Below are 20,051 nucleotides of genomic sequence, written 5' to 3'. Positions count from 1 at the left end.
GAAATACATAAAGCCATTGTATATGGTTGGCAGGATAAATCAGTTAGATAATACTTTCTGTAACATTTCTTCCAAAGCCTTGCCCCGTAGGTATTTGCCGATGATCTTTCCATTGGGGTCTATGAGGAAATTCATTGGAATGGCATTCACCTCGTACAACTTCGCCGCTTCATTCTCCCAGGCTTTCAGGTCTGATACCTGGGTCCAGGTTAAGCCATCTTTCTCGATAGCCGCCAGCCATTTGTCCCGGTCGCCACTTTTATCGAGCGAAACGCCCAATACTGTGAAGCCTTTGTCTTTATAAGCATTGTAAGCCTTTACAACGTTCGGATTTTCTCTTCTGCAAGGGCCGCACCACGATGCCCAGAAATCGAGCAATACATATTTGCCCCTGAAATCAGACAACTTCACCGGCTTACCATTTACATCGAGCTGGGTAAAATCCGGGGCGATGGCGCCCTCCTGGGTTTTCTTCACTTTGGCAATCCGCTCCTGTAACTCCATGCCCAGGTCAGATTTCCGGATAGCAACGTCCAGTCCATTGAAAGTCTTTTCTGCAGCTATTGCGTCAAACTCAGGAGGCAGGGTAGAGTTAAAAGCCATCAGCGCCATATACTTACCCGGGTTAGCTTTCACATACTTCACCTTCACCGCAATGATCTCTGACTGTATCTCGCTGGCCCGGCGATCCAGGCTGGCCAGATAAGCACTATCTTTTTGTTTTTCCAGCGTTTGCGCCTTAAACTCATCGTTCAGCAAACCGTACTTGTCATAGTAAGGCTTCAGCAAAGCGGTGATCTTTGTATTATCGTCATTCACCGGGCTGCCGGTAATTACGGCCTTTTTGATCGAATCTTTTGCAGCAATGGTGATCGTTCTGTCTTCAATGAGGAAAGGCAGGATATCTTCCTGGTGACGGGTAGTTGGATCTGGAGGCAGGTTGTCGTGCTTCACTACAATGTGCGCTTCCTTTGGCGCGCCAACGGTACCGCGGAATACGAACTTTCCATTTTTCATGATGGTAGAATCTATCTTCCGCTCTCCATTTACCTTGTAAGTCAGGAACGCCTTTACCGGCTCCTTGATATTGCTTACGCTTCCTTTAATAGTATAGGATTGCTGGGCACAGGTAACGATGGGTGCACTCAGTGCGGCCAGTATCATTATTTTGTTGAAATGCATGGTTTGTCTTTTTTGCGGGTCAATACTATTTCTTTCCTTTTTTTGCCGGCGCCGGATTCAGCTCCTGTGCGTAGCGTTCGGGCTGTTGTAATAACTGCAGGGCTTCCTGGAAGCTGGCATTGTCGGTATTCAATACCTGCAGGTAATAATCGTTTCCTGCAAAGAGCTGGCTGGCCAGCTGTCCTTTTAATTCGAGCGACAATAAACTGATGATCCGGTTCTTTGAACCCGGCTGCAGTTGTAGCCCCGCTTTTTCTGCGGCGCCCACTACCTGTTGTACCAGGTAGTCGGGGACGGTATACTGTTGATTGAATGTTTTAAAATCGTGGTAGCTGGATAACAACGCAGCACGGTTACTATCGAGGTAGTCGAAGGTTATTTTACCAGCGAGGTTATGATCTGATACCTCCTGCAGCCAGCCATTGTATTCCACCGTATCAATGGGAATAAATTTATCCGGCATAATCCCTCCGCCACCGAATACAGTACGTTTATTCGTCAGCGTAGTATATTTCAGGGAGTCGGGGAAATGAACGACGCTGGCATGCATTAACTCCCCGCTGGCCAAACGCGTTTGTACGTTATCGGTATAGTGGTTGCCATGATAAGGTTTTTGAATAGACCTGCCAGACGGCGTATAATAACGGGCGCCGGTGAGCTCCAGTACAGAACCATCAAACACTGGCACGGGGTGCTGCATCAATCCTTTACCAAAACTCCTTCTACCTACGATTACCGCGCGGTCCCAGTCCTGCAAGGCGCCGGTGAGAATTTCGCTGGCGGAGGCGGTATATTGGTCGATCAGTACCACCAGGTTACCTTCCATGAAATTGCCGAAGCCGCCGGTGTAGTAATAGTCCTTCCCTTTATCTTTCCCCACACTGTAGAATACCAGTTTATCTTTCGGCAAAAATTCATCCGCCACACCTATAGCCGCTTGTACCAGGCCTCCCCCATTTCCCTGCAAATCCAGGATCAGGCTTTTCATCCCCTGCGATTTCAGTTGCATAAGCGCTTTATCTATTTCATTGCGGGTAGTTTCACTAAAGATGCGCAACGAAATATACCCTACTTTGTCATTGACCATATAGGCCGATTTTACCGACCTGTCCGCCACGATATCCCTGACGATTTCCGCGGTAAACTTATCTCCGTTGGATTTACGCAGTATTTCCAGGGCTACCGGCGTTCCTTTTTCGCCACGGATCTTTTTCATGATGGCGAAGTTGGTGGCGCCGGTTACCGCGGCTTTGTCAATCGCTGTGATCCGGTCGCCTGCCTGCAAACCAGCTTTCTCCGCCGGACCGCCGCTCACGACCTGGGTTACATACAGGCTATCGTGCTGCATCATAAACTGGATACCGATGCCGGCAAAATTGCCTTTCATCGCTTCCTGCATCTGGGCCGCTTCTTCGCTGGAAAAATAGCGGGAATGCGGGTCCAGTTCACCCATCATACCGGCAATAGCTGCATTGACCAGCGTTTCATCGGTCAACGAGTCCACATAGTTCCCCTGGATCGCTTTCAGCGTTTGCCAGAGCTTCTCCTTTGGATTTACCTGTGCCTGGAGAGACAAGGAAAGTCCTGCCAGGCCCAGTGTTACAAGCACATATTTTTTCAGCAACATCATTTTTCAGCTTTTAAAAGTTCAATGGCATAACTCAGTTCATCTACCAGCTTACTGGGGCTACCAGGATATCCTTCCGCGGTATAGCGCATCACGCCATCTTTGAGGATCACCTTCCGGGGAATGGCAGATGAATGGAAGTAAGGCACAAATGATTTAAATACCTGGTCCTGTTCCCCTGTTTTTTTATCGACCGCATCGTGCAGCAGGTAAAAGCGGAACCCTTCCTGCTTTACATAACCTACCGATTTCTCTTTATAGTTGCCATTTTGCATAGTACCTACCATGTACACGGCTACCTGTGGATCGTTGGCATATTTATCTACCAGCATCTGCATACCGGGAAAAGCCGCAATACAAGGCTTACACCAGGTAGCCCAGAAGTCGAGCACTACAATTTTATCGTTCCAGTCGCTGGACCGTACCATGTTACCATCGGCATCTTCCAATGCAAAAGGAATATACTCCTGGTTTGTCAGGCCCGCTCTTACAGCTGCTTTTAGCTCATCCTGTTCTTCTCCCGATTTCAGCGAAGCCAGGTATTTATCATAGGCGCCGGGCGTTTTATCTTTTGCGGTGTATAAGCTTTTCAGTGTTTCAAACATGTTGGCCGTCATAGCATTGGCTTTCACGCAATTTTCCAGGAATGGCAGTATGACTTGCAGGTCGCCTGTTTGCTGCAGGATATCCAGGTGTTTGTTATTCAGGTCTGCTTTTCCATAGGCGCCTTTGGGAGACAGGTATTTGAAATATTCTTTTGCCGCAGCATATTGTTTCCCGTCGTACAATAACGAGATATGCGTTTCCAGTTCATTATCCAGTTGTTCGCTGGCATTGGCGGCCGCCTTTTCGGCATTGAATACGCCTGCTTCTTCATAAGAGTGGTCATTCACTTTTTTTATCAGCTCATTCACCAACGCTGTTGATATCCTGGTAAGGGTATCGCGGCCTACTGTTTTGAACACATACGCCCGCATAATATTCCACCGGTATATTTCATTTTCCGTTTTGAAATTGAGCGGCGAACAAAAGGTTACCAGCTTATCAAACTGCCGGTTGTCCATATACGCCGTGCCCAATTGACGGTGAATGGTGTAATAAATAAATTCCTGATTAGTAGGATGCGCTTTCCAGTCGGCATAGGGAAATGCTTCGAGGAACTTTTCGGAAGCCACTGTCATATCGGCCAGGGTTTTGGCAGCCGACACTTTGTGAAAAGTGGCTAACCGGGCCGAAGCGCCCTTTGGATAGTTATTGATCAGCAACCGGAGCAATTCAGCGCCACGGGCAGTATCTTTCAGTTGAAACTGGTAATACCGTTGGATGTCTCCCAACTGCTGCTCTGTCAGGTCTTTTCTTTTCACCAGCTCTTTTGGGTCGGCATTCCTGTAGGGCTCGTACTTTTGGGCAAATACGGTAGTAATTCCCAATAGCAGGCAGCCTGCGAATAAACTTATTTTTCTTTTCATCATTTTTATCGTTGGTTCTGGATAATCTCTGGGTTCAATTCAATATTCTTAGGCGGAATGGGATATACATAGCGGTCGCCCGGCACCAGGGTATAGGTATTGCCCTTGAATACACGGGTTACGGTTTCTGCCAGCGCAGGCTCCACGCTCAGCCTGCGTTGATCGAACCAGCGCAGCCCGGTGCCAAACAATTCCCGGCGTCTTTCGTCGATGACTATACGCAGTGCGGCATCGCTGGTAGCGGCGGTGAGGGCTGTATATTGCGCCGGACGGAAACGCTTTTGCCGCAGCTTATTGACCAATGCCAGGGCTTCATCTGTTTTACCGGCCCTTGCCAGTCCTTCGGCCTGTGTGAGCATCATCTCCGGCACCGACACGCCTGTGGTCACATTATCGCCCATGAAAAGGCGGTCGCGGTACGAGCCCCTGCCGGTAAACGATGGCTGGAAAGTATTTCCACCGCGGGTAAACAGCTGGTAACGCAGGTCTTCCGGCGCAAACTTATTCACCAGCACAGCGCTCAGCGGTAAGTCGATATAACCGGGTTTGGAAGCAGCTTTGGACATCAGTACTTCGGGGTTGTCGAGACGGCGGGGATACGCTTTGGCTCCATCGGCATAATCATTCAGATCCAGGAGCGTATTGTATGCGGCCAGTGACTTGGCAGCATAGTCAGCTGCTTCGCTGTATTGCTGCATATACAGGTAGGTTCTTGCCAGCAGTGCATAGCCAGCCGCTTTGCCCGGATGCAGCCTGTTGGAGGGATTGTCGGGCAAAAGTGGTAATGCCTGGTTCAAATCGAGTATCACCTGGTCATACACCTGTTTTACAGAAGCCCTGTTGAGCGGCACCAGCAGGTCGGGCTTCAGCAATAAAGGCAGACCGGGATCGGTGGTGGCATTGGCTGTATTGTACACCCGTGCGTACAGGTTTACCAGCGTGAGATAAGCGGAGGCGCGTTGGGCTTGCGCCTCTGCATAGATGCGTTGTTTTTGTTCCGTAGTACCTTCTGTACTTTCCATCACGTTGGCCGTGATCTGGTTACACACATAAATCTGGTTATACAGCTGGTCCCATCCGGCATCGCTCTGATCGGAGGTATAGTAGTCGGCAGCCCAGGTATAAATATTATCGGCGCCTCTATTGAGCAGGGATTCCAGGTTGGTATTGGATCCCAGGTTGATGTCATCGCAGGACAGCATAGGAAGACTGGCGGAAATTTCGAACAGGCTTACATTGTTGAGCAGGCGTTGATAATCGGCGGTATATTTAAACTGGCGCTGATTGGGTTGCTCCACTTCCACAAACTTACGGCAGGAAGCAGTTCCCATGGTCAATGCCATCAGCGCGATACAAATACGTTTCATTGTCATGTTAATCATTTTTCCGGTGTTAGAAAGAAGCGTTCAGGCTCATGAAATAACTGGGAGCAGGCGGCAGGTTAGTGTAGTTGGTGCTCATGGCGTACTGCGGATCTATGCCTGCTTTATTCTGCTTCCAGATGAGTCCCAGGTTCCTCACGGCGAGGCTCATGCCCACTGATTTTATCATCATATGCGACAAGGCTTTAGCCGGCACCTGGTATCCCAGGGAAATTTGTTGCAGCCGGATATGGCTGGCACTTTCCACCAGGAGATCCGACATCTTGTACCGGTTGCTGCTGTTGAAATTTACGTTGGTCAGCCCTGGCACATTGGTAAACTGCTCATCGCCGGGTTTGCGCCAGCGAAGCGCCAGGTCACGTTGGGTGCCAATCAGCCCATAGTAGTTGTTAGTGGCGTAATCGGGATAGTTTTCTATCGACAGGCGACGAAACACATGTCCCATTTCATAGGTGATGCGTACCCCCAGCGTAAAGGATTTGTAACTGAAATCGTTGAAGAAACCTCCAAAGAATGGCGGAGTGGTACGTCCCATATACACCAGGTCATCCGCGGTGAGCTGGTTATTACCCATATCTGCATTAACGATTTTACCATCTTTGGTATATACCTGTGAACGCCCTTTATTATCCAGTCCTGCCCAGCGATAAGCATACATATAATCTTTGGGCATTCCTTCAATAGGGGTGCTGCTGGCTACTGCCATGCTGCTGGTAGGGCGGGTAAAGCGGGCGTCGGTTACTTCGTTGGTATTATAGGCAAAATTGAAAGCGGAACTCCATCCAAATTGACGGCCGCGGATGATATCTCCCCGGATACCCAGGTCATATCCGTGCCCGTTCATGCTGGCGGCATTGTAATACAGGGATGTCCAGCCGTAAGTACTGTTCACCGGGAAGTTCCATAAGATATCGGTAGTTCTTTTCCGGTAAGCGTCGGCGCTGATATGCAGGCGGTTGTTGAAAACATCCACATCTACGCCCAGGTTCCAGGTTTTGGTCAGCTCCCAGCTGATCTGGTTATTGGCAGGCGATAATACATTACCATAGGGTTCCCGGGTAACGGGATCCAATCCTTTCAGATCCAGCAAAGCGGCATTGCTGGCGCTCATAGGCACGGCGCCGCCGGTACCGTAAGTGAGGCGCAGGTTTAATTTATTAAGCCAGGCCATCGACTTCATAAAATCTTCCGATGTAACATCCCACTTCACACCAGCGCTCCACAAGGGTTTGGCGCGTTGGCTGCGGGAAGCGCCTGCCAGGGTAAAATCGTCAAAGCGCACACTTCCTGATACGATGTATTTGTTATTCATGATCGACAAGGCGCCATTGCCATAGTAAGAAAGGAAACGGTTGATAGACCGTTTGACCGATCCATCAGAAAAGCCCAGTTGCGTGCTCCATCCCATCACGGTTTTATAATATACACTTGGATCCCAGGAAGCAGAAGAGTAGGTATCGTTATCAAACCCGTAACGGGTTTGCTGGTAACCGGTGCTTTGGTCCTCCCGGATTTCTGTTCCTGCCAGGGCGTTGAGCGCAAATTTATCTCCCCACGATTTATTCACGTTTACTTGTCCACGTAAACCATAGTTAAAGGTGTTGCCGGTGGTATTGATCATTTTGCCGCCGAAGGGCACACCATATACCAGGCGGCCATTTGCGCCCACCGTGGTTCCTGTATTTACCAATACCCGGGTATTATAACTATTCAGTTCATCGAGCATGGTATTTTCCGTGAGGTTGCGTTGCAGGGTACCTGCCACGCTTACATTTACCCAATCGGTAATTTTTGTACTGATATCGGTGGTGAAACGATAGCGATTCTCTTTATAGGCATAGTTGCTGTAGTTCAGCTCCTGCAGCGGGCTATAGGTCCAGGGAAGATAGCCTTTACTGAGGAAGTCGGCCGCTACTTCATCGCGGAAATCGATAGAGCGGGCAATGGGCTGACCGGAAGCATCCTGCAATAATTCATACGGACGTAGGCCCAGCCGCCCGTTGCCAATGGCATTCAGCGCGGCGGTATTGGAGATGCTGGTAGTATAGTTATAATTGAGGCCGGTGTTGATGGTTACCCGGTTGTTGAACAATTCGTTGCTCAGGTTGGCGTTGATAAAATACCCCTCGCTTTTGTTGTTTTTAAAAACCGGTACATCCTTGGTGTAGTTGGTAGACACATAGTAAGTGCTATGCTGGCCGCCACCGGAAAAAGAGAGGTTGTATTGCTGGGAAACGGCGCGTTGCATCAGCAGGTCGCGGATCTGCCCACGGTTGTCTATTTTGCTGAGGGCCGACAGGGCGGAGTCGCGCTGGGTAGCGGTGGCAGTACCACGGTCCGCTTTAAACATCCATTCCAGGGCTTCGCTTACGGGCTTATTTTGGTTGAAGGTCATCCAGCTATTATCCCATATGGCGGGGTCGGAAAAGAATCCCAGGCCTTTCATTTCTTTTTCCAGGTCAATGTATTCCGCTGTGTTCATGCGATTGAGATTCTTCATGTTGGCGGGGTTGGAAATACTAAGGTTGGTACCGAAGTTGACCTGGGAGGAATTCTTTCTTCCTTTTTTGGTAGTGATCACAATCACCCCGGCGGCCGCTTTAGCGCCCCAGATGGAGGTGGCGGCGGCATCTTTCAGGATGGAAATTGATTCAATGTCTTCGGGGTTATAGCGACTTAAAACAGATCCGCCGCTGGCAAGGCCATTACCGACCCTGGTCAGGTCCTGGTCTACTGCGGGAAATCCGTCTATAACAATCAATGGCGTGGAGCCGTCGCCGGCGCCCAGGGTATTGGAACCCCGTATACTGATCTTATTATTTCTTACGTCGAAACGTACACCTGGTGCTACGCCTTCCAGTCGCTCCATTAAGTTCACGGCTGGTACTGTTTTGATCTGCTTGCTGGTAATTTGTTCAAAAGCGCCGGTGGCTCTTTCTTTGGGGAGGGTTTGATAGCCGTTGGAGACGACGCTCACTTCCTGGAGTTGATGAATATCTTCTTCCATTTGTGCGTTGATCACCACTTTATCTCCCACCTCTACTTTCAGGGGCGCCATGCCTACGAAAGTGAAGACGAGGGCATTGGTCTTTTCCTTCAGGCGAAGCGTATACCTGCCATCGCTGCTGGTAAGGGAACCAAACCGGATGGCGTATCCTTCCGGGATAACGGTAACGCCTACCAGCGGATGGCCTTTCTTATCTGTTACCACACCCGTGATGGTTTGTATATAATCCGGTTCCGGGGCATTGGTCGACGACTCTGCCGGGATCACATCCGGGCTTTTTGCCGGCCGGTTATCTTTGATGATGGTATAATAGTTTTCCTGTACATAGAGGAAAATAAATCCTTTGCTGTACAGTAGCTCCTTCAGCAGGGCTTCTACCGGTTCTTTCTTAGTGAGCGGGCGTTTCAGGCTCACGTAGATATTATCCAGCAGATGCTCTTCATAGGAGAAGCGGGTGCCGTATACGGCTTTTACTTCTTCCAGTGCCGCTTTCAACTTTACGGGTTGTTGTGCAAATAGCCTCCCTGGCAGTGCTGCGAGGAGGCAACACATGACAAATAACATTCGTTTATACATGCAACTAATTTTGGCTGATAGTTAAATGATTTGCTTGTTGACTGATTTTAAGATTAAATACCTTCCTGATAACAAAAAGGATGTCGTTGGCATTGGCGGCAGGCACTGTTCCGGTAAGCCGTTTTTGCGCGAGTGCCGGTGTTGCTAAAGTGATCTGATACCCATAATTATCTTCCAGTACGTCGAGTATCTCCTGGAGCGTGTACCCGTCCAGGTCTAGTTCGTTGGCGGTCCACGCTTTATTAGCGGGGGCCTTTCTTTCCATGGCTGTCAGCAGTTGTTTGCTGCTGTCGTACATAAATGCATCTCCGGGCCTGAGTATTTTGACAAATGCGCCGGCACCGTTCTTTTCAATCCGGAGGCTACCTTCCAGCAGGGATATTTCGGTGATGCTGCGGCGGTTCCTGACGTTGAACTTCGTGCCCAGTACCATAAGGGAAAGATCGCTGACATGTACTTGGAATGAGTCGGATTGTTGCAGCCGGTTTTTAATGGCCACGTGTTTTACTTCGAAATAAGCTTCTCCATTCAGCCAGATCTCCCTTGGCTTATCTGTTTTCCAGGAGCGGGCATAGTGAATAGCAGAGTTTCCGTTTAACGTTACTACCGATTCATCCGGCAATATCACCTGTTCATGTTTTCCGAAGGTGGTACTGAAAGACTTTTCCCCATGGGTGGCCATTTCCCTGACGGCTATCATGAACAGCAACACGGCTGCAGCAGCGGCTGTCCATTTGGCGACCAGTTTTAGTGGCTTGTAATAATGTTGTTGCCGGTGCTCATCAACGGCGATGTGGTTGGCAATTTTTTTCCATAGCTGGGATTTGTCTGTACCGGGATGATAAGCTGGTTGCCTGTTCAGGAGCAGTATCCAGGTGCGGGCTTCTTCCATAGCGGCCCGCTTATCCGGATATTGCCCGGATAGTTGCTCCCAATAAGCGATTGCGGCATCGTCCCACTTGAGTATGTGATGAATAAACTGTTCATCATTAAAGAAGGTGGTCGTTGTATACTGCGTATAATCCTGGTGCTGATGTTCCATAGCCGATTATATATACACTGCACTTCGAAATTTTATCCCTTCACGAGGTTAAAAAATCAATAAATTTATTTTTGCGATCAGAAAATGAATATTTTCTAACAATCACGTCAATAAATAGTGCCGTCTTAGATTTTTTTTAATGAGGTGACAGCTAACAAAATAAGGAGATCAGTTTTGGACAGGTATTGCCGGAGGGTATCGATGGCTTTATACACCAGTTTATAAGTACTGGATACAGATAGTTGCATGAGTGCCGCTATTTCTTCGTATTCCATTTCTTCATAGTAGCGCAGGTGTATGATTTCCCTTTGTCGCGGCGTCATTTTTTCCAGTGCGGCCAACAAGTTGCCACGTATACTTTCCAGCCGCTCACGGCTGATGAGGGTTTGGTCGTATCCCAGTTCCTGGCCAGGTCCTGGCCATTCGTCCAATACGGTAAAACTGTACTTACGCTGCTGTACTTCCAGCATACGCAATAGTACCCGGCGAAACGACTTATATAAATAATTCCTGACAGATTCGGTATCCTTAATCGTTTTCCGGTTCTTCCAGAGCTTTACGAACAGGTCCTGCAAGGCATCTTCTATCAGGTGGTCATCGGCAGAAAACTTATGTCCATAATTAAATAGTGGTGTATAGTACCTATCAAAGATCATTTGCAGGGAGGATTCATCTCCGGATCGAAAAGCATCCCATATATCTTTGTCATCCTGCATGCGGCCTGGTTGATACTGTTGGTTCAGGTGCGAAATTGCTGAAAATGTTTTACATTTCAAACTCAACAGGAATATAAAAACCATGAGCCAGTGTGCCCGCAAATGCAGTCAGCATGGGCTATTGGGGTTTATTGCAGCCAATTGGTTTACTGTTATTTATAAGTGTCGCATACACACTATATATATTTCGCCAAGAAGATGATATGGTTGATTTTATTCTCCGGTACTTTTCACTCCCCTGGGGATGGAGGGTTTTAATGAGTATTTTATATATATTCGTTCCCATCAGCAGACAAACTACCATATGAAGAGATACACATTAATCATTGCTTTACTTATTTCCTGTACGGCATATGCCCAGAACACGATCAACAATTACAAATATGTGTTGGTACCGGAGAAATTCGGTTTTACGCGGGAAGACAATCAATATGGGTTAAACACCCTGGCGAAATCGCTCCTGGAAGAAAAAGGATTTACCGTTTATTTCGATAATGCCGAAGTGCCCAAGGAACTGGCTGGCAACCGCTGTAATGCCCTGAATGCAGATGTAACGCAGAAAAAAGGGTTGTTTGTGACCAATCTGACACTCATCCTGAAAGACTGCCAGGGTAATATCATTTTTAAAAGTAAAGAAGGGAAAAGCCGGGAGAAGGAATTCGCTACCGCCTATAACCTCGCTCTACAGGACGCTTTCACCTCCCTGAAAGATGTCCCTTATGCTTATAATGGCACCGTTACCGCGGCTCCGCAGGCCACAACACCGGTAGCCGTAGCTCCGGCTCCTGCCCCTGCACCGGCGGCTGCTACCCAGGCGTCGACACCCGCTCCTGCCCCTGCAGCAGTAGCCGAAGTAAAGGAAGCTGCCGGCACCTTATATGCGCAGGCAACTCCCAATGGGTTCCAGTTGATAGACCTCACTCCGAAGAAAGTGTTAACCTTACTTAAAACATCGGTGCAGGACTACTTTATCGCCGACAATGATACCACTCACGGCATTGTGCTGAAAAAGAGCGGCGACTGGTATTTCGAATATTATAAAGAGAATAAGCTGGTTTCCGAAAAACTGCTGATTAAGTTCTAAACACCGTACCTGGCCCGCTTATATAGCCATTATCCGCGCGTTATTTCTGTGAGCGTAAAGTGGCGGTGTATGTCGGGCCGGTGTACTTCCATCAGCGACGATGGTTTGCAGATATCGTTGAACCCATACTGCCGGTATAATTCGTGTGCATCCCGTGTACTGAGCATGATCCGCCTCAATCCCTTTGTCCACGGTTGCTCCTGCAAAAACGCCATCATCTGCTTAGAGATCCCCTTGCCTCTATACACCGGCAGCACAAACACATCGGCCAGCCAACCAAAGGTGTGATAGTCGGTGATCAACCTCGCAAAAGCCACCTGTTGCCCTTCCACAAAAGCGCCTACACAAAACGAATGTGCAAGTGCGCCCTCCACCAACGCATAGGAGATGCCCTGTGCCCAGTAGGAGCCTGTCGATAAATAATCATGTATCATCGGGATATCCATGTTGTCCTTACCCGTTCTGATCGTTACTGTTATTGTGTTCATCCTTCGTTTTTTCCACAAAAATCGGTGAAAGCAGCTAATGAATACAGATACAGTTTTGTAATTATTAATGAGTACAGTTTATATTTGGAGATGGAAAAGGAATATTTATACCTGGAAATATCCCGGCACCTAGCCCACCTGATCCGGCAGCAGTCGCTCCAACCGGGCGACCGGCTCCCTTCTGTGCGAATGCTTTGCCGCGAACATGGCATCAGCATGAACACCGCCAAACGGGTATTCCTGGAGCTGGAAGGGCAATCGCTCATCGAATCGCGGCCTCAATCCGGCTACTTCGTCAGCCACCAATGGCACCGTGCCTTGCCGCTGCCAGAAATCAGCCGGCCAGTGCCGGCCTCCAGTGAAGAAGAACCGGTACCGCTGATCAACAAAGTATACAGTCATATGGGACACCCGGATCCTGGCCTTACCTTGTTTTCCATCGGCGTACCTTCCGAAGCATTGTTGCCCATAGCCCGGCTCAATAAAGAAATGATCAAAGCCATGCGGGCACTTTCCGGCAGCGGCACGGCGTATGAACCCCTGCCCGGCAACGAAAAAACGCGCAGGGCCGTAGCACGCCGCTCCTATACCTGGGGAGGCCACCTGCAACCCGATGATATCATCACCACCGCCGGCGGCATGAATGCCCTCTCCTTCTGCATGATGGCCACCACTAAACCCGGCGACACCATCGCCGTGGAAAGCCCTGTATATCACGGCATACTACAACTGGCCCGGAGCCTGGGTTTGCGGGTCATGGAGTTACCCACCGATCCCCAAACCGGTATAGATATAACAGCGCTGGAAAAAGCTATTCCCCGTATCAATTGCTGTTTGCTCGTCAGTAATTTCAATACGCCCCTGGGCAGCTGCATGCCCGACAGCCACAAAAAAGCAGTGGTGGAACTATTAGCCCACCATCATATACCGCTGATTGAAGATGATCTGTATGGCGACTTATATTTTGGAAGCAGTCGCCCTAAATGCTGTAAAGCCTTCGACAAAACGGGCACGGTACTTTGGTGCAGCGCTGTCTCCAAAACGCTGGCACCTGGCTATAGAGTGGGCTGGGTGGCGCCCGGCATTTACAAAGAGCAGGTGTTGAAATTAAAGCTGGTACACGCCATCTCTTCGTCCGCCATTACACAGGAAGTGGTAGCAGGTTTTCTGGAGAGTGGCCGGTATGACAACCACCTGCGCAAAATGCGGCAAACATTACAGGCCAATTGTCGGCAATATATGGCCGCTATTGCCGAATACTTTCCGGCCGGCACAAAAGTATCCCGGCCACAGGGTGGATTAACGTTATGGGTGGAACTTCCGGGCATCAATACTACTGATCTTTACAACGTAGCTATCCGGCAAAAAATCAGCATTGCGCCTGGCAGGATCTTCACGTTGCAAAATCAATTTGAAAACTGTATGCGGCTTTGTATGGGATTGCCCTGGTCGGAGGAGCTGGAGGGAAAACTGAAGCTGCTGGGAAAATTGGCAGGGATGTTACAATGACAGGTCTACAAATAAAAAGGGGATCATTCTTTTCTATAGACGATCCCTTTTTCATATTCTCCCAATATAACTTTGCCATAGATGATCTTCGTCCAGCCATTTTCAAAGCCATGATTGTTGGCAATCAGGTAGCCTTTGTTCTTGTCTCTCTTAATAATCTTATGGGCATCGATATACCGGCCTTTTACCTTGCAAAACACGATGTCGCCAATAGCGTAATCGGGCGAGCTGATAAAAGTCAATAGTGTGCCGCTTTTCAAGATGGGCAACATAGAAGTGCCAAAGGCCTTCATCTTTCCTGTGCCAGCCATGGCCAGCTCTTGTTTGAGTCGTTCGTACTTGTTCATATGATATGTATTTAAAAAATTAAGTGGACTGCGGGGGAGTAAAAGGGGCGGTGATATGGATGCTTGTTGGTATTGTTGTTAAATAAAATGTCTGTAGTTATTCGGGGTACAGGGTTACTATTTTCTTCGCAAAGATAGTCATTTGAATAATATCGATTGTATTACCGCTCATCATTTGAAAAAAAACTATCCCGGATATTTATATAAATTGGCGTCAGCCGGCAGTTACGGGTGATTGTCGCGCTTTTTTAAATCAACGTGAACGATGAAGTTAATACACACTTTCCGAAAAGGCCGAACTGGCCTTACCCGGTTTATTCCTGTTATTTTATTGGGCATATTTTCGTCCTGCTCCAGTTCCAGGAGCACTACCAGCAATGGTTATATGTATATCCAGAAAGACGGCCGTCAAAAAAAACAATGGAAACTGGTTTGGGAAGACAATTTCGACCAGCCCCGGCTCGATACCAGTAAATGGACAATGGTACCTCCGGGCGGCTCGGCATGGAATAAGCATATGAGCGCAGATCCCCGCTGTTATGACCTGAAGGATGGGAAGTTATTCCTCCGCGGCATCATTAATCCTGATACCCTGAAAGATCCAAGACCTTTTATTACCGGTGGCATATACAGCAAGGGCAAATTCGCTTTTCAATATGGACAGGTGGAAATTCGTGCTAAACTGGAATGCGCCGGGGGCGCCTGGCCTGCCATGTGGATGCTGGCGGAAACCGACAAATATGGGCAATATCCACGGAATGGAGAAATTGATATCATGGAACACCTGAACCACGACAGTATCGTTTATCAGACAACTCACTCCTACTATACGCTTAACCTAAAACAGGATAAAAATCCGCCACACTATGGTACAGCGGCGATTCAGCCACTGGAGTTTAACACCTATGGCATCAAATGGTTCCCGGATAAAATTGTTTTTACGGTGAATGGAAAAGAAACATTTACCTATCCAAGAGTGGCCGGCGCAGATCCTTCCCAGTGGCCCTACGACCAGCCCTTCTACCTGTTGATAGATCAGCAGCTGGGAGGCGACTGGGTAGGAAAGATTAATCCGTCTGATCTACCCGTGCAAATGATTGTAGACTGGGTAAAAGTATATCAATAACTATCGCTATTCTCAAAGGATCACGGCTACGTGGTCCTTTGAGATATAAATTCTTCTGCCAGGATGCCGTATATATAAGCATCATGCCACTCATCTTCCAATGGCAGCACTTTGCGTTTTATCCCTTCACGGGTCATCCCTGCCTTTTCCATTACTTTATAAGAGCCGGTGTTATGAATGCTGCAGCCGCATTCTACCCGGTGCAGCCGGAGTTGCCCGAAGGCGAATGTCAGCATACCCATTAGTGCTTCAGTAGCATATCCCTTACCCCAGTATTTTGGAAATAGCTTGTACCATACTTCCGCTCTCGCATATTTATCTTCTCCCAAATCCAATGATATTACTCCTACAAAGCGCTGGTCAGACGGATCAATAATAGCAATCGTATAATCCCCTCTCCTGGCGGCTTCTGGTTGAGCCACCCAACTATTCACCAGTTGCCGGGTGGCTGCTTCATTTTCCGGATAGCCGCTGGGGTTATACCTGACAGTTTCCGGCAGGAGGTAAAGTGCATGTAATGCAGGCCAGTCGCCCGGCAAAAAATCGCGCAGTACTAATCTTTGGGTGTTGAGGTGAAAATGCATATCGCTACAGTAGCATTTATTTCAGGATAAGAATAACCTACTTATTCCAGCTAAATTTAGGCAATAAATTATGAAGATGGGGGGATACTTTGTGTCCATCGTTCGTCAGCAACAACCATTTATACATCGCCGTTTAATGGCTTAAATAACATCACAAAAGGAGGGGCCTGCATAAAATCTATGCCGGTGTAAAACTTCATAGCTGGCATAAACCGGTGTGTCATCAGCGTAATGCTACCCAGCTGCTGCTCCCGTGCAAACTGCTCTGCATGGCTGATCAGCAACTTCCCATATCCCCTTCCCTGCATGGAGGGCGCGATAAAAAATTCGTCAATATACAGTTGCCGTCCATTCCACCAGGTTTTGGTACGGGCAAACAGGGCGCCGGCAAAAACATCGTTTTCGTATAGGCTAAAGCCCTTAAAATTATCTGACAAAAAATACTCCATCAGGTACCTGGCCGCATCTTCAGGCTGCCATTGGTAATTCCATGGTGGCTGGTTATAGGCCTGCATGAACACCTCCGTGTAAGCGGAGATATCTTGCCGGGTAACCGGCTTTATTATAGTAGTTGAATAATTCATCTCAGCAATTGTTTAAAGCATCCTGCAATATTTCTCCCAGTTCACGCACATGTGGCTGGTGCAACATGGTCACATGATCTCCTGGTACATCAAATGTTTTCACTCCTTTCTTTGCATATTTTCTCCAGCCAAAATACCTGGCATCTTCAATAAAGTTGATACGGCTTTTGGCTTTAAAAAGATAAATGAAATTATCAAACGGCTGGAGATGGTATGCTTTCAACGCCGCATGATATCTTTGGTTAATGACCTTTATTTCGCCGTAGACATTCTCCTCCCCGGTTGCTGCTTCTTTCAATACGCCCATTTTCCGCAGCTTTTTCACCAGCAGGGAATACTGGTAATGAATGGTGATATAAGGCGCTTTTACAGCCGATTGCAGGATCCAGAGGAACTTGGGAAATTGCCGCCTGATCTTTTTAGGCAGCGTTTCCCGCCACGATTTATTATAGAATGCATTTTCAGCATCTGTATCAAAGATACCCAGCAATTTCACTTCCTTGCCCAGGGCGGTTAACTGACGTTCCATTTCCACGGCCACATATCCGCCGAAGGAGTAGCCGGTGATAGCATAAGGGCCGTTGGGATTATGTTTCAATATTTCGCCCACATAGTGGCGGGCAATATCTTCCATGGTAATTTCCACATCGCTGGCTTTTTGCAGGTCCCACGGCTGCAAGCCAAATACCGGCTGATCGTCGTCCAGGTAACTGGCCAGCTCTTTGAAACTAAAAGTATATAAGCCTTCCCCGTGCACGAGGTACAGCGGCATCTTACTTCCGCCAGGTTTAATTGGCGTGAGTGATTGCCAGCTGGCAGTAGTATCCTTTCTTTCTATGGAGCCCAGCAGGGAAGCAATGGTAGGATGCTTGAATAAGATAGCTGCCGGGAGTTTGATACCGGTGGCATGTTCAAACCGCGACATGATTTGCAGCGCCATCAACGAATGCCCTCCCAGCTCAAAGAAATTATCATTTACACGGATCGTTGTTGTTCCCAGCACCTGCTTCCAGATAGCAGCCATAATGGCTTCCTCTCCTGTTAACGCAGGACTGTCGCCTACTACCATCTGCCTGGGGATTACCATATCCAGCAAGGCTTTCCGGTCTACCTTACCATTGATATTGAGCGGCATACTTTCAAGCGCTACCCATTGTGTGGGTATCATGTAATCGGGCAGCCTGGATTGTAAATATTGAGTGATTTGCTCTTTGTCGAAGCGTCCTTTTGCTACTACATATCCTATGAGTTCCTTTTTGTTTTTTTCTTCACCCCTGGCCAATACAACAACGCTTTCCAGCTGTCCCTGTTGGTAAAGTACGTGCTCAATTTCTCCTGGTTCTACCCGGAAGCCTCTTATTTTCACCTGGGTATCTTTCCGGCCTATAAACTCCATGTTCATATCCGGAAGCATGCGACCCAGGTCGCCGGTACGGTACATCCTGCCGCCGGTGTTGGGGTGAAAAGGATCAGCCAGGAAAGCTGCTGCTGTTTTTTCCGGCTCGCCGGCATAGCCCCTGGCAACGCCTACCCCGCCGATGTATAATTCTCCCGTAATACCGTTGGGCACCGGTTGCAGCTGTTCATTCAGGATATAAAAAAAGTTATTGGTAATGGGCCTGCCATAGGGGATGCTTTTCCAATGAGGCGGCACTTCTTCCACCACGAAATAATTGGACCATATCGTAGCTTCCGTAGCTCCTCCCAGGCTCACCACTTCTGCCGCAGGGAAAAACTGTTTTATACGCTGCGGTAAATTGACCGGTATCCAATCTCCACTTAAAAACACCAACCGCAGCGTATGTTGCCGGTAGCCAGGGTTCATTACTACCAGCTCTTTCACCACATAGTCCAGTGTGGAAGGCACCGAGTCCCAGAAAGTGATCTGGTATCGCCATAACATGGCCTGTAGCTGGTTAATATCATTCACTTCTTCCTGCCCGGCAATCACTATGGTGCCTCCCGCTGCTAATATGCCAAATATGTCATAAACAGATAAATCGAAACACATAGAGGTAATAAAAAGCAGCCGGTCGGCCGGGCCTATCTGAAAGCGATGATTCACCCATAAAATGAGGTTCACCGCCGCATGGTGTTCGATCATGACGCCTTTGGGCTTGCCGGTGGAACCGGAAGTATAGATGGTGTACGCCAGTTGGCGGCTATCAACCGGGAGCCGGAGATTAGCCGGATCATAACGATCCAGTCGGGCAGCGCTGATATCAATATACGGTATGGCAGGAGCTGCAGCTACCAGTGGATATTCCTGGTCCACCAGCAACAGGCTCACCGCGGCACTGGAAAGTATGTACTGCTGCCTGTCTACCGGGTAATCGGGATCGACAGGTACATAGGCGGCGCCGGCCTTTAATATAGCATACATGGCCACAATCATGTTAAAGCCGCGTGAGGTAATCAGCCCTACATTGCTTCCGGGTGTAATACCTTGTGCAACCAGTAATCGCGCCAGTTGATTGGCTTGCCGGTTTAACGCTTCATAGCAGAGGGTGGTGTTGCCTATCTGAAGGGCCACATTACCCGGAGTTTTTAACGCCTGTTCCTCCAAAAGGGTATGTAACCCTTTATCGGTGGGATAGGGCGCTTTAGTATGGTTAAAGAGCGCCAGTTCCTGCAACTCCTCTTCTGTGAGCATTCGCAGGGCACCTATCTGCTGATTGGGCTGGTCAAACGCGGCGGTGAGCAGCTGCTTATAATGCCGTACCATGCTGGTGGCTGCTTCTTCATCATGGTAAAATAGCTGCCCTTCCAGGACAACCTCATGTGTATCGATCATCATTACCACCCGGTCTTCTGAAGCAACATCATCCATTGTCAATGCTACAGAAGAGGGATTTGAAACAAATACGCCGCTCAATGTATCATCTGCCGGCAGTTCCAGTGCCGGCTCGTTTGCAGCATCGATGGCCAGCGTTGCCTGCTTTAATGCTTGCATAAAAGTCTGATCGCCTGTCAGATTATTGGGTAGCATAATGGGAGTATCTTCCAGCAATGCCACGGTAAAGATATCGCGCTGGCTACTGTAGCGGTATAAAAGGATTTGAAATACGGTCAACAGTATGTTAACGGGACTGGTATTCAGTTCCTGGCTACATTGCAGTAACTGGGCTGTTAACCTGTTGTCGGCTTTAATTGGAACCGGAACGCCGTTCATGCCGTTGCTACCATTACCGGACAATGAATTAGCCGGTAATTTCCTAATAGGTAATGGATCGCCACGCATTCATCTAGCAATTTTAATATTAAAATAATTTCAATTATTCGTGCCAGTGCCTTCCGTAGGCGCAGGCAAAGAGAAACAAAATAAGAC

The 20,051-nt window shown here is 48.4% G+C and carries 15 protein-coding genes; 3 read left to right on the top strand and 12 right to left on the bottom strand.

The genetic code is table 11. The annotated features are described in order from the left end of the window. Positions 1-39: 39 nt before the first annotated feature. From HGH90_RS08055 to HGH90_RS08025, 7 genes are all read right to left on the bottom strand, one after another. Positions 40-1,182 carry a TlpA disulfide reductase family protein gene (locus HGH90_RS08055; protein ID WP_168764501.1) on the bottom strand — a complete coding sequence of 381 codons (1,143 nt, stop codon included), beginning with the start codon at positions 1,180-1,182 and terminating at the stop codon, positions 40-42. Between the two features lie 25 nt (positions 1,183-1,207). Further along, positions 1,208-2,812 (bottom strand): S41 family peptidase, encoded by a 1,605-nt coding sequence (locus HGH90_RS08050; RefSeq protein ID WP_169190820.1) that lies wholly within the window; start codon positions 2,810-2,812, stop codon positions 1,208-1,210. Continuing rightward, positions 2,809-4,281, bottom strand: coding sequence for a TlpA family protein disulfide reductase (locus HGH90_RS08045; protein ID WP_169190819.1), 1,473 nt, complete (start codon positions 4,279-4,281; stop codon positions 2,809-2,811). The genes HGH90_RS08050 and HGH90_RS08045 overlap by 4 nt, the downstream gene beginning before the upstream one ends. A 2-nt stretch (positions 4,282-4,283) precedes the next feature. After that, the gene (locus HGH90_RS08040) at positions 4,284-5,651 is read right to left on the bottom strand and encodes a RagB/SusD family nutrient uptake outer membrane protein (protein WP_169190818.1); all 1,368 of its coding nucleotides are present in this window, start codon (positions 5,649-5,651) and stop codon (positions 4,284-4,286) included. Between the two features lie 19 nt (positions 5,652-5,670). Then, the gene (locus HGH90_RS08035) at positions 5,671-9,243 is read right to left on the bottom strand and encodes a SusC/RagA family TonB-linked outer membrane protein (RefSeq protein ID WP_169190817.1); all 3,573 of its coding nucleotides are present in this window, start codon (positions 9,241-9,243) and stop codon (positions 5,671-5,673) included. Between the two features lie 4 nt (positions 9,244-9,247). Continuing rightward, a complete protein-coding gene (locus HGH90_RS08030; protein WP_168764506.1) occupies positions 9,248-10,285 on the bottom strand; it encodes a FecR family protein in 1,038 nt (345 codons plus the stop codon). 125 nt (positions 10,286-10,410) lie between these two features. Further along, positions 10,411-11,001, bottom strand: a complete 591-nt coding sequence (locus HGH90_RS08025) for an RNA polymerase sigma factor (RefSeq protein WP_169190816.1) — start codon at positions 10,999-11,001, stop codon at positions 10,411-10,413. A gap of 304 nt (positions 11,002-11,305) precedes the next feature. On the opposite strand from HGH90_RS08025, the gene HGH90_RS08020 reads away from it, so the two are divergent. Continuing rightward, positions 11,306-12,085, top strand: coding sequence for a hypothetical protein (locus tag HGH90_RS08020; RefSeq protein ID WP_168764508.1), 780 nt, complete (start codon positions 11,306-11,308; stop codon positions 12,083-12,085). Between the two features lie 29 nt (positions 12,086-12,114). On the opposite strand, the gene HGH90_RS08015 is transcribed toward HGH90_RS08020, so the two are convergent. Then, positions 12,115-12,573 carry a GNAT family N-acetyltransferase gene (locus HGH90_RS08015; protein ID WP_168764509.1) on the bottom strand — a complete coding sequence of 153 codons (459 nt, stop codon included), beginning with the start codon at positions 12,571-12,573 and terminating at the stop codon, positions 12,115-12,117. Positions 12,574-12,663: 90 nt separating this feature from the next. Here HGH90_RS08015 and HGH90_RS08010 point away from each other — a divergent pair, with 90 nt between their 5' ends. Continuing rightward, complete coding sequence (locus HGH90_RS08010; protein WP_168764510.1) at positions 12,664-14,082, top strand: PLP-dependent aminotransferase family protein; 1,419 nt, start codon at positions 12,664-12,666, stop codon at positions 14,080-14,082. Positions 14,083-14,105: 23 nt separating this feature from the next. Here HGH90_RS08010 and HGH90_RS08005 read toward each other — a convergent pair whose 3' ends face one another. After that, the gene (locus HGH90_RS08005; protein ID WP_168764511.1) at positions 14,106-14,429 is read right to left on the bottom strand and encodes a S24 family peptidase; all 324 of its coding nucleotides are present in this window, start codon (positions 14,427-14,429) and stop codon (positions 14,106-14,108) included. 265 nt (positions 14,430-14,694) lie between these two features. Here HGH90_RS08005 and HGH90_RS08000 point away from each other — a divergent pair, with 265 nt between their 5' ends. Beyond that, positions 14,695-15,555, top strand: a complete 861-nt coding sequence (locus HGH90_RS08000) for a glycoside hydrolase family 16 protein (RefSeq protein WP_168764512.1) — start codon at positions 14,695-14,697, stop codon at positions 15,553-15,555. A 26-nt stretch (positions 15,556-15,581) separates the two neighbouring features. Here HGH90_RS08000 and HGH90_RS07995 read toward each other — a convergent pair whose 3' ends face one another. The 3 genes from HGH90_RS07995 to HGH90_RS07985 all read right to left on the bottom strand — a co-directional run bounded on the left by HGH90_RS07995 (position 15,582) and on the right by HGH90_RS07985 (position 19,964). Further along, entirely contained in the window at positions 15,582-16,139 is a 558-nt protein-coding gene (locus HGH90_RS07995) for a GNAT family N-acetyltransferase (RefSeq protein ID WP_168764513.1), read from the bottom strand. A gap of 119 nt (positions 16,140-16,258) precedes the next feature. Next, positions 16,259-16,723, bottom strand: a complete 465-nt coding sequence (locus tag HGH90_RS07990) for a GNAT family N-acetyltransferase (RefSeq protein WP_168764514.1) — start codon at positions 16,721-16,723, stop codon at positions 16,259-16,261. A 1-nt stretch (position 16,724) separates the two neighbouring features. After that, positions 16,725-19,964 carry a non-ribosomal peptide synthetase gene (locus HGH90_RS07985; RefSeq protein WP_169190815.1) on the bottom strand — a complete coding sequence of 1,080 codons (3,240 nt, stop codon included), beginning with the start codon at positions 19,962-19,964 and terminating at the stop codon, positions 16,725-16,727. Positions 19,965-20,051 lie beyond the last annotated feature (87 nt).

The sequence above is a fragment of the Chitinophaga sp. Ak27 genome, from assembly GCF_012726295.1.
Classification (GTDB): domain Bacteria; phylum Bacteroidota; class Bacteroidia; order Chitinophagales; family Chitinophagaceae; genus Chitinophaga.
Note: the sequence above shows the minus strand (reverse complement) of the source record. Positions and strands in the feature narration are given on the sequence as shown.